The sequence below is a fragment of the Lentibacillus songyuanensis genome (assembly GCF_039548255.1).
Classification (GTDB): Bacteria; Bacillota; Bacilli; order Bacillales; family Amphibacillaceae; genus Lentibacillus_C; species Lentibacillus_C songyuanensis.
Genome location: NZ_JBCLVH010000007.1, coordinates 168,585 through 178,958, shown reverse-complemented (window position 1 = coordinate 178,958; position 10,374 = coordinate 168,585). Strand labels below are relative to the sequence as shown.

Genomic DNA, 10,374 nt, shown 5'->3' with positions numbered 1-10,374 from the left:
TGCCTTTTTTTCCTTTGAAAGCCCGTTATTAGTTAAATTTTTTATTGGTTTTCTCTTGACTTATCACCACAAGTCTTTAAAAACATAATATTCTGATATACAAGATGGAAAGCTTCTCTCATCATTTTATTTGCATCCACGTTTGTTATACAGGATGCAAATCCGTTATTTTACCAGCCTTGATAACTTGTCCTGGCAAGCTGTGTCCCAACATTTTTTCCAAATGCTTGGCGGTTGCAATCAGTCGATCAAGATCTGTTTTTACATGATAATCCATAAAGACGAGCATATGAACAAGGTCCTCCGTGCAAATGTTTCCTGTGGCACCCGGAGCGAATGGACAGCCGCCCAGACCACCCAGTGAAGCATCAAATCGTTTCACACCTGCTCGGATTCCTTCCACCACATTCGCAAGTCCCATGCCGCGCGTGTTATGAAAATGCAGCGTTAACGGCAAATTCGGCCAGCGATCCAATACTATTTTACAAAGTTGAAAAACCTGTTTCGGCGTCGCCATCCCGGTCGTATCGGCAAGTGTAATCCCATCTGCTCCCAATTCCAGATAAGAATCAATTAGTGCCAGTACGCTGTCTTCGGCAATAGCACCTTCGAATGGACAGCCAAACGAGGTTGCTAATGTCCCATTAATGCTGATCCCAGTACCTGACAGGAAGCTCACAATATCTGCAAAACCGGAAAAAGACTCTTCCACTGTTTTACGCACATTCTTCCGGTTATGCGTTTCGCTGACGGAAACAACAAGGTTCACCTCGTCAACCTTACAGGCCGCAGCGCGTTCGGCACCTTTCACATTCGGGATCAAGGCGGTATACGTCACCCCGGGCTTGCGATCAATCCCCAGCATGACATCCTCTGCATCTCGCAATTTAGGGATAGCTTTCGGAGATACAAACGAGGTTGCCTCAATTTTATTAACTCCCGCGGCAGACAGTTGATTAATTAAATCAATTTTTTCTTTTGTCGGCAGGAACTGATCCTCTATTTGCAAACCGTCTCGTGTCACGACCTCTTGAATATCAATGCTCTCCATTCCCTCTCCCCCTTCTAGATAATCCCTTGCTCTTTTAACTGGGCAATTTTTTTATCATCATAGGCGAGCCAATTTTCCAACACTTCATCTGTGTGCTGTCCAAGATCTGGGCCAAGCCATTTTGTCTCCCCAGGTGTTTCGCTCATTTTCGGCACGACCCCAGGGATTTTCAGAGATTCTTTTTCGTTCAATTTAAAATCCTCAATCATTCCTCTGCTCAAGTAATGCGGGTCGTTTACAATATCTTTGATACTATAAATCGGCCCAGCGGGAACCTCTTTTTTATCAAGAATATCCAATGCCGTCTGCAAATCGACCGTTTTTGTCCAATTCTCAATTACTTCATCAAGAAAATCTGCCTCAGAAGCCCTGCCACTGTTCCGTTGAAAACGCGCTTCTTCCGCTAACTCAGGCCGTCCGACCGCTTCCATCAGACGTTTGAAAATAGCATCCCCATTCCCGCCGATCACGATATACTTTCCATCCTTACACTGGTATGTATTCGATGGTGCAATTCCTGGCAGCGACGATCCGGTCCGTTCCCTTATGGCACCAAGCTTATCAAATTCAGGCAATGCCCCTTCCATCAGACTGAACACGGCCTCATATAACGAAACATCAATCATTTGTCCTTTCCCCGTACCTTTTACATCGCGATGATACAGTGCCATCATCGCTCCCATTACCGAATACATCGCTGCAAGGGAATCTCCAAGGCTGATCCCAACCCTTACTGGCGGCTGATCCGGATATCCGGTAATATAGCGGAGCCCGCCAATCGACTCACCAACACTGCCAAAACCAGTTTTATCACGATACGGACCTGTTTGCCCATAACCGGAAACACGCACCATAACTAAACCGGGATTAATGGCGGACAATGTTTCATATCCCAAATTCCATTTTTCCATTGTGCCAGGTCTAAAGTTCTCGACAAGAATATCACATTCCTTCACGAGTGATTGAATGATTTCCTGTCCCGCTTCACTTTTTAAATTGACCGTAATTGATTTTTTATTTCTCGACTGTAATCGCCACCATAAGGATGTTCCTTCATAGATATGACGCCAATCTCTCAGTGGATCCCCTTTTCCAGGCGGTTCGACTTTTATAACATCGGCACCAAATTCTGCCATCAGCCTTCCAGCAAAAGGACCAGCAATCAGACTACCTAATTCCAGCACCTTCACACCCTCTAAACTCTGCCCCATCAGCCTTCCTCCTTTTTTGACAAGCAACAGCTATTGTTTCAGTATGTTTTCCTTAACCCCCGTTGCTAATTGGGTGATAAATCTAAATATTATGTATGGTGTTTTGTATTTTAACAGTTTGTATACAAATATGCAATAATTATTTAAAAATATCTGTTTTTTTACGAGCGAAATCATCTATTTGTATACAAACAAAACAATAGCATTTGCCGAACACCTTGTATTCCTATACAATACGGAAAAGAGGTGTTTGAAAAATGGATGCATACACATATATTAAAAAGGCGATTTTACACGGTGACTTCCGTCCAAAAATGCGTCTCACCGAAGAATTTTTAGCGAATGAATTACAAATAAGCCGCACACCGATCCGTGAGGCATTGAAACAATTGGAAGCGGAAGGGCTGACTGTCTCCATGAAAAGAGGGATTCGCGTCCGTCATTACACGAAAGAAGATATACAGCAAATATACGATGTCAGAACGCTTTTAGAAGGATATGCAGCTGCCCAGGCCTCGATTCACCGAACTGATTTAGATATACAGGCATTGGAGACTGCCAATGAATCCTACAAACAGGTAATTCATGATCACTTTCATACCGGCCAGTCAACCATTGAGGACATTTTAGACATCAACCGCAACTTTCACGACTGCGTAATACAAGCTTCCAAGAATCAGCATATTTATTCCCACATAGCCAAAGTGGTCGTCCTGCCGTTGATATTCCGTTCTTTTTATTGGTTTAATGAAAAACAAATGCACCAATCCTTGGACAGTCACAATACGATCCTTCAAGCAATTCAGGAACAAGACATCGAACGTGCGCGCGTCGCGATGCATGAGCATATATACCATGGCAGGGATCAAGTATTATTTCATATCGGTGATATTGAAGAAGATTATTCGATCTCTGAGAAAATGAAGTGAGGATTTACTGACCTGCTTGTTATTGAAGTGAATGTTTTGTTCGGTGGTCTGCATTTGAGTAAAAGTAAAATGGGGCTTAGTCAAAGCCACTAAAAACAAGCGTGGTAGCCTTCATCATGAATGGATGAAGAATACCACGCTGTTTTTATGCTCATGACACGTTCACACTACCCTTTTCGGTCTCTTTGGATCGTATGAATAGGAATATATCTTTTCGCGTTTATTAACCCTTTATCCGGAAAAAATCAACATCTTCTCCCGCCCTTCATCCAAATACATATCAAACAGATAAACCCCTTCCACCAATTCCTCTGGCGCGCAAGGCACCTTTATCCGCTCAGACAATTCCCTCACCGACAAAAGCTTCCCGTTCTGCTCATACTGTTCCTTCAACAGCAAAAACACGAGGTTCTTCATTATTCTCCGTCCCTTCCCCAGTTAAATTACAAAATCGTCCATATGGTTTATCAAAGGCAAGCTCGATCGTTCCAGTTGGACCATTGCGCTGTTTCGCTAAAATAACCTCCATCCGGCTTTGTCCGACCGTTTCCCGGCTGTAATAATCATCCCGATACAGGAAAGAAATCACATCGGCATCCTGTTCGATATTTCCGGATTCTCGCAGATCGGACATGAGCGGCCGTTTATTCTGCCGTGATTCCACCCCTCTGGAAAGCTGGGACAGCAGCACAATCGGAACATCCAGTTCCACTGCCAGCAGCTTTAATTCACGAGTCATCACGCCAATTTCCAAATCACGTCTGGCTTGTACATCTGCTGGGGTGATCAACTGCAAATAATCAATTAACACAACATGCCGTTCATTGGGATGGTCGATTATCTGTTTACGAATTGCCCCGCGCATCTCTGAAATCGTCCGCAGCTTGTCGTACAGCTTAAGTTTCCAACGGGAAATCTCTCCAATCGCGTGTAGCGCACGGTCATAATCGTCTTCGTTAAACGCCATCGTACGCCACTTTTGACCATTGATTCTGCCAACCGAGGAAACCATCCGCTGCAATAATTGCTTCGTCCCCATCTCCAGGCTAAATAAAATGGATGATCCCCCATTTTTCGCATGATTGGCCGCCAGGTTGAGTGCAAATGCTGTTTTCCCAACGGACGGTCGAGCCGCAACAATTACCAACTACCCGCGCTGCAGCCCACCAGTCATGCCATCCAAATCGGTAAACGAGGTGGCAAACCCTGCTTGCTCCTCCGTTGGAAAACACATCTCCTCGGTGATTTTCAGCAAATGATCATATGTTGTTTTTTCCAGATTGTTGACCCCGATCTCCCGGTACGCTTGCAGGCTGCTGATTAACGTATCCAGTTCCGCTTCTGAGGGATGTTCAGCAAAGGAAAGTGCTAACTTTTGGGCCATTCGATTTCGGTAGGCCGCAAAAATTAGCTGTTCATGATGTTTCAGGCTTTGCGTACTGGCAACAGATTCGGCCATCGCTAGTAAATATGTCGTCCCGCCAATCTCGGTAATCGCATTTCCCAAATGGGTTGTCAGCGTAACCATATCAATAAACTTGCCTTGGCTTGCAACCTGTTTCATCGCCTGAAAGATTCGTTGATGACGATGATCGGTAAAATGCTCCGGCTTTACAGACAACTCGTGAACTAATGTTCCATCCAGCAACACACTTCCCAATACGGAGGTTTCCGCCTCAATATTCGCTGTTCGTGTCATATGCCTTCTCCTTTAACAACGTGATCATTGCTTGATGAAATCGTTGTTTAACCTCTGTAGGTACCATTGCTGCTTCCGCCCGCCATAGACAAAGGTTTTCCAAGTGGTTATTATGCTCAGCAGGGTAAGCAGCGATTTCGGCAAGCGTTGGCGGGTAGGTATGACTCGCTGCATAGGCAGATGCTTTTTCATCACCAGAGCATGATCCATCTTCTGTAATTCCGGCAACAGGATAGCGGCCTTTCGTTTGGAAATCACAAAGTTTGGATAAATATCTTTAATCGTTTGCAACGTCTCAATCGCTTCTTGCTGATTCATAGTCCTGCCTCCCTTCGCAACTCATCAAACAAGGACTCACTAGTTGCTTGCTGCTGTTGCTTGTATGAGCCCGTTCCTTTGCTCCAGCCGCTGTCTTTACGCTTTTGATACGTGAGGCAATCATCAATTGTGCGTACATTTGCTGCCTGCCATTCCAGTAAAATTTTCTCCAGGTAACCAAACGTTTTACCGTTATGCTTGGCCGTCCGATTGATCGCTTCCGTCAATAGCCCTTCCCCCACTTTCTGATGCCACTGCCATAATTCACGTTTCGTAATGGGGCTCAGATCGCCTATATTTTCTTCATACGTCATTAAAATTTTCCCGTACGCGCTCCTATCCTGTCTTTTTTTGTTTTGTTTATGTTTACGTTTATGTATGGGCAAGTGGTGGTCCGGCAATCGGTCAAGTGATGAGTCAAGTAATCGGTAAGGCAATGGGTCAAGCCGTGATGCTGGCTGTCTATTTGGGGATAGACCTTCTTCTAACGATTTGTCGAATTCCATAGTTTTAGCTTTCATCATTTGTTCATCCATTGGGTTTTCCGGTATAGCCTTGAACGACTCGGAATGCGCGGCACCTATCTCTGTTTCAGCCACATTGTTTTCGAGATTTCTTCGTGTTTCCGCCATTGCTATCGGTGTGTTGCCCGTGGACGATTGATCGATTTCATCAGGCAATGGCTCCGATGTAGTTGCATCGTCATCATCAACCAAGGAAATCATCTCGTAACTCGGGGCCTTTCCTTTACACCCTTTTTCACAATGGATTAACGCATGCTCGATCAGCTTATTACGCGCATCCAACACCCCTTGTTTCGATAGACCAGCAAGCTGCCCCGCAATCGCATTGGAAACATTGAACCGCCGCTTCCATTTCGCCTTATTGTTAATACTCATCAACGCATACCATAATGAAATCGCCCCAGCAGGCAATTTCGTTTCAAATAAAAAGTCACGAAAGGCATTCAGTTCTTTGATATAATTCATGTCTTTTTCCTCCTTTGGAATCCCTTTTTGTGGAAGTTTCCCGTCTATTGAATTTATATTCTCTTAAATAGAGCGCATTGCTTTACATACACGCACAAGAAACCTGCACGTTTACGCATGCAGGTTGGCATTTGCCTGGTCTTGTATCCAACTGTCAATGGAATCCTTCGTAAACAAAATGCGGTTGCGCAGCTTCAAATGCGGGATCTGGTTTAATTTCACCATGCAATACACGGTATCGGTATGCACACCAAGATAAGCTGCCACCTCTTTAACAGTGATTGTGTGACGATCCAAGCATACCCCTCCTTTCGCGGGTGATCAGGAAATAAGGCAGGTGGAAAGCATCCGAATCAAACGGAAAGTACCTGCTTCTATTGTTATAATCGAATTTGGGTGTGGGAAAGGTGGCATGGGGTGGGGAGTTTTTTATTCTTTGTGGAATAATTTGATTGGTTTGTGATGGTTTAGGTAAAAGGATGATCTTAGAGGAAGGTTGTTTGCGTGGAATGTGAAATCGAACATGGCTACTGATAAGCAAAAAACCCCGGATGAATTTTCATCACTGGGCAAATGACATAACTTCTTTCCAATATTTCGTCCCCACCTGCTGACACAATTTTAAAGATAGATGTTGTCTCCCTAGGAATGATATCCAGGAAGTGGATCAAGCATTTAATCTCCATCGATATAAACGCTTGATATTTTATTTATTTCAAGTGTTATTTTTTTGCTGAAGCCATAAGAATAAATTTGTGATTAATTTAGATACAACAAATAATACAACATAAGCTATGAGCAATTGAAAATAGCTAAGGCCGTTGTGCATTTGAAAAAGATGCAATTGAACCATGATTGGTTTCAAGATAAATGCAAGCACAACAGAAAGTAACAGTTGATATAGGTAAAAGTTCTTTTTGTGATTCAATGTCCATTGGTATAAAAGCATAAAGCATACAGGCACCAAAGAGGCATCTAGGGAAAATGCAGTTAAAAGCGGAAACGAATGATATGGATAATTTATATAGCCCAGATCAATTTGAATCACATTCGTATAAGCAAACCAAATATGATAATTCAATCCGAAAAAACCAAGCAACAGCATCTTATCTTTATCGATAAAAAGAAATAAAACAATTAATGGAACAACTAACATTAATATTACTATCCAAAATTGCCAGTTCCCAAAAAAAGAAAAGGCTTTAAAATAGTCGATTTCCAACTGAGATACCTTTTCATGCATTGATCTAATTTTATTTAAAAGCTCTATCTGCTTTTCCTCCATATAACTAACCACCTGAATAAAAATTATTTATAGGTATTATTTCTTTTATTCGTTAGATTATGTGGCTTTTTTATGCAGTCGATGGAAATGAGGGAGTATTCGAAACGAGGGTTGGGACTAAGTCAGACCCTTGTCCGAATCTCAATAATGGTTTTTCAGTGAAAAGCAAACTGATAAGTTTCTATAGTGGACCAGCCATAAATTTCTTTTAATATATGCAATGGATGCACCAACATCATCCTACACTTTGTCCCAAGCGTTCTTCCTAATTTTAAGACTTTTTGCTTAATAGATTCTACTTCCGCTTCTTCGTATTCCTGTAATGCAAGCGAAACAACATCCGACTTTCTAGCATATAATGCGAAAAGCCTCAGGATTTGTCGTGAGTGCATAGACCTTACCACAAATCGTAGCTTTTGGCTTTTCTCCACACGATCTCGTTGGTAGATAAACCCATGGTCAGCCGTGATTAGCATGTTTGCTGCACTGACGGTATTTACCAGACGATTGACAAGGGCAAGGATATCATCCATCGCTTCTTCTACCGCTTGAAACACTTCCATTTCCGTATCGGCATTATCGCCACGTGCATCGATTGTGTTGTGGTAAATATAAATCACTTTTTTCCCTTGTATCGTTTGCCGTAACTCGACCCCGCTTGATCCCCCGAATATCACAGTAGACTATTTATGTAAAGAAACGGCAATGGTTTCTTGGAACGGCTCAACGGAAACAGCCGCATGGCAGGTTCTGTCCGGTTCAACAGTCAAAGGTCGTATCTTTTACCCCGCGTATCGGATTCGAAACAGCTATCTATACCGAATGGGGGACCACTGATAAAGTAACGATCGACAATCTTCACTTTTTTCGGCAGCACCGGAAAGCAGCATCCTTTTTTCAATCGGTTAGCATGCCCTTCTTCCGTACATTTTCGATCGTTTGACACCCTTTCCCCATCGCACACAGCGACCATCCTATATACTAAATATCTCCTACGTCTTGACACTTATTTGGCTTGGACTTTCACTAACTAGCAAATAAATGCGCGCAGCCGGTTCTAAGTTGACCTTCCTTTGCATCCTCTCATTTTAATCATAAGGATAATTAAAAAGGAAATAGTAAAAGTAGAAAGAAAGTAACTGTTGTGGAAAGGACGATAAAACATGTTTGAAAAACGGACTGGCGAAGTACTTGCTGATTTGCTTATCGATTGGGGTGTGAATCATATCTACGGAATGCCCGGTAATTCCATTAATGAATTCATGGATGATTTACGCAAAAAAGAGGAGGAAATTAACTTTATTCAAATTCGGCATGAAGAAGTAGGTGCCCTTGCCGCATCGTCTTATGCCAAATTAACCGGGAAATTGGGTGTTTGTTTATCGATTGCTGGTCCTGGTGGCGTTCATTTGCTCAATGGATTATACGATGCTAAAAAAGATAGAGCCCCGGTGCTTGCGATTGTCGGACAAGTACCAACCGATATTGTCGGAACCGATGCCCATCAGGAAATCAACCTGGAACGGATGTTTGACGGGGTGGCGGTTTATAACAAGCGGGCAGAAAAGGCTACACATCTGCCAGATATGCTGAATGCAGCCATTCGGATGGCCTATACGCATCGGGGTGTATCGGTTTTAATCGTGCCGGATGATTTGTTCGCGGTAAAACAAAAGCATGACAATAAAAAACTTACCAATCGTACACTGGCTGCTCCAACGACAATCCCGCACCAGGGTAGATTAAATCATGCCGCCAAACTACTGGATGAGGCAAAGAAACCAGTCATTCTTGCGGGAAGAGGTGCTTATTACGCTAGGGAAGAATTACTAGCGTTTGCCGAGAAGATAAAAGCACCAATTGTATTAAGTTTGCTCGGAAAGGGAACCATTCCTGATTACCATCCCTTAAACCTGGGACAGCACGGGCAAATTGGTACAAAGCCGGCGTTTGAGGCGGTTATGGATACCGACTTGTTACTGCTCATCGGGACCAGTTTTCCGTATCGGGATTATTTGCCGGGTGATGTAAACGCTATTCAAATTGAGATTATGCAGGACAGGGTTGGCGCAATCTATCCGATTACCGAGGGGCTGTGTGGCGATACAAAAGAAATTTTACCAATGTTAACAGAGCGAATTGCGGAGAAGAAAAATACAGACTTCCTTGAAATGTACCAAGAAAAAATGAAGCGGTGGCATACCCATATGTACGAGGATAAAAATAAAAAGGATGCGATTCTTTATGGGCCGCAAGTAATCGGTGCGGTAGAAAAAAGTGTACACGATGATGCCGTCGTATCCTGTGATGTCGGTAATGTAACGGTGTGGACTGCTCGTTATTTCCACTTTACCAGACAACACTTCCTTCTTTCCGGTGGACTTGCCACGATCGGAATCGGACTGCCCGGGGCAATCGCTTCCCAGCTTGCCTATCCGAATAAACAAGTTATAGCTATCTGCGGGGATGGTGGCTTTGCCCAGGTGATGCAAGATTTTGTTACGGCGGTTAAATATGAATTGCCAATCAAGGTTGTCATATTGAACAACAGTATGATTGGGATGATTAAATATGAACAAGAAGCATCTGGTCATGTCAATCACGAAACGGATTTGGGGGCAATGGATTTTGCCGGATTTGCCAGAACTTGCGGTGGAGAAGGCTATCGTATTGAAAAAGGTGGGGATTTGGAATCAACGATGCAACAAGCGCTACATTCAACCAAACCGGCCATTATTGATGTGGTCACGAAAGATTTGGCACCATTGCCTGGAAAAATCACCTATGATCAGGCAGTAGCTTATGGGCGATTTTTAATGAAGAATTTCTTTTTAAATAAGAAAATCGAGTTTCCGGATATGGGAGATACAGTTCGCCGCCTGTTGTAAGGGG

Annotated in this window: 12 protein-coding genes; 2 read left to right on the top strand and 10 right to left on the bottom strand. The window is 43.3% G+C overall.

From position 1 onward, the window contains the following. Window positions 1-145: 145 nt before the first annotated feature. Window positions 146-1,051: a hydroxymethylglutaryl-CoA lyase gene (locus WMZ97_RS09605; RefSeq protein ID WP_343271862.1), complete on the bottom strand. Its 906-nt coding sequence runs from the start codon at window positions 1,049-1,051 to the stop codon at window positions 146-148. 14 nt (window positions 1,052-1,065) lie between these two features. Continuing rightward, on the bottom strand, window positions 1,066-2,262 hold the full coding sequence (locus WMZ97_RS09600; RefSeq protein ID WP_343271861.1) for a CaiB/BaiF CoA transferase family protein: 1,197 nt from the start codon (window positions 2,260-2,262) through the stop codon (window positions 1,066-1,068). 257 nt (window positions 2,263-2,519) lie between these two features. Between WMZ97_RS09600 and WMZ97_RS09595 the strand changes: the two genes are divergently transcribed. Next, a complete protein-coding gene (locus WMZ97_RS09595; protein WP_343271860.1) occupies window positions 2,520-3,191 on the top strand; it encodes a GntR family transcriptional regulator in 672 nt (223 codons plus the stop codon). 231 nt (window positions 3,192-3,422) lie between these two features. Here the strand turns inward: WMZ97_RS09595 and WMZ97_RS09590 are convergent, their stop codons facing one another. The 8 genes from WMZ97_RS09590 to WMZ97_RS09555 all read right to left on the bottom strand — a co-directional run bounded on the left by WMZ97_RS09590 (window position 3,423) and on the right by WMZ97_RS09555 (window position 8,159). Beyond that, window positions 3,423-3,545 (bottom strand): hypothetical protein, encoded by a 123-nt coding sequence (locus WMZ97_RS09590; RefSeq protein WP_343271859.1) that lies wholly within the window; start codon window positions 3,543-3,545, stop codon window positions 3,423-3,425. Between the two features lie 22 nt (window positions 3,546-3,567). Further along, the gene (locus WMZ97_RS09585) at window positions 3,568-4,338 is read right to left on the bottom strand and encodes a replicative DNA helicase (RefSeq protein ID WP_343271858.1); all 771 of its coding nucleotides are present in this window, start codon (window positions 4,336-4,338) and stop codon (window positions 3,568-3,570) included. Next, window positions 4,339-4,890 carry a DnaB-like helicase N-terminal domain-containing protein gene (locus WMZ97_RS09580; RefSeq protein ID WP_343271857.1) on the bottom strand — a complete coding sequence of 184 codons (552 nt, stop codon included), beginning with the start codon at window positions 4,888-4,890 and terminating at the stop codon, window positions 4,339-4,341. It lies immediately after the preceding gene. Between the two features lie 24 nt (window positions 4,891-4,914). After that, window positions 4,915-5,208: a hypothetical protein gene (locus WMZ97_RS09575; RefSeq protein ID WP_343271856.1), complete on the bottom strand. Its 294-nt coding sequence runs from the start codon at window positions 5,206-5,208 to the stop codon at window positions 4,915-4,917. Continuing rightward, the gene (locus tag WMZ97_RS09570) at window positions 5,205-6,197 is read right to left on the bottom strand and encodes a DnaD domain protein (RefSeq protein WP_343271855.1); all 993 of its coding nucleotides are present in this window, start codon (window positions 6,195-6,197) and stop codon (window positions 5,205-5,207) included. The genes WMZ97_RS09575 and WMZ97_RS09570 overlap by 4 nt, the downstream gene beginning before the upstream one ends. Window positions 6,198-6,308: 111 nt before the next feature. Beyond that, the gene (locus tag WMZ97_RS09565) at window positions 6,309-6,494 is read right to left on the bottom strand and encodes a helix-turn-helix domain-containing protein (RefSeq protein ID WP_343271854.1); all 186 of its coding nucleotides are present in this window, start codon (window positions 6,492-6,494) and stop codon (window positions 6,309-6,311) included. Window positions 6,495-6,912: 418 nt separating this feature from the next. Next, the gene (locus tag WMZ97_RS09560) at window positions 6,913-7,482 is read right to left on the bottom strand and encodes a hypothetical protein (RefSeq protein ID WP_343271853.1); all 570 of its coding nucleotides are present in this window, start codon (window positions 7,480-7,482) and stop codon (window positions 6,913-6,915) included. Between the two features lie 155 nt (window positions 7,483-7,637). Further along, window positions 7,638-8,159: a PglZ domain-containing protein gene (locus tag WMZ97_RS09555; RefSeq protein ID WP_343271852.1), complete on the bottom strand. Its 522-nt coding sequence runs from the start codon at window positions 8,157-8,159 to the stop codon at window positions 7,638-7,640. A 486-nt stretch (window positions 8,160-8,645) separates the two neighbouring features. On the opposite strand from WMZ97_RS09555, the gene WMZ97_RS09550 reads away from it, so the two are divergent. Continuing rightward, entirely contained in the window at window positions 8,646-10,370 is a 1,725-nt protein-coding gene (locus WMZ97_RS09550; RefSeq protein ID WP_343271851.1) for a pyruvate oxidase, read from the top strand. Window positions 10,371-10,374: the final 4 nt, after the last annotated feature.

Bases quoted from the DNA above. Each gene is read 5' to 3' on its own strand.
- WMZ97_RS09605 (WP_343271862.1), bottom strand. From the start codon at position 1,051: ATGGAGAGCATTGATATTCAAGAGGTCGTGACACGAGACGGTTTGCAA.
- WMZ97_RS09600 (WP_343271861.1), bottom strand. From the start codon at position 2,262: ATGGGGCAGAGTTTAGAGGGTGTGAAGGTGCTGGAATTAGGTAGTCTG.
- WMZ97_RS09595 (WP_343271860.1), top strand. From the start codon at position 2,520: ATGGATGCATACACATATATTAAAAAGGCGATTTTACACGGTGACTTC.
- WMZ97_RS09580 (WP_343271857.1), bottom strand. From the start codon at position 4,890: ATGACACGAACAGCGAATATTGAGGCGGAAACCTCCGTATTGGGAAGT.
- WMZ97_RS09575 (WP_343271856.1), bottom strand. From the start codon at position 5,208: ATGAATCAGCAAGAAGCGATTGAGACGTTGCAAACGATTAAAGATATT.
- WMZ97_RS09570 (WP_343271855.1), bottom strand. From the start codon at position 6,197: ATGAATTATATCAAAGAACTGAATGCCTTTCGTGACTTTTTATTTGAA.
- WMZ97_RS09560 (WP_343271853.1), bottom strand. From the start codon at position 7,482: ATGGAGGAAAAGCAGATAGAGCTTTTAAATAAAATTAGATCAATGCAT.
- WMZ97_RS09550 (WP_343271851.1), top strand. From the start codon at position 8,646: ATGTTTGAAAAACGGACTGGCGAAGTACTTGCTGATTTGCTTATCGAT.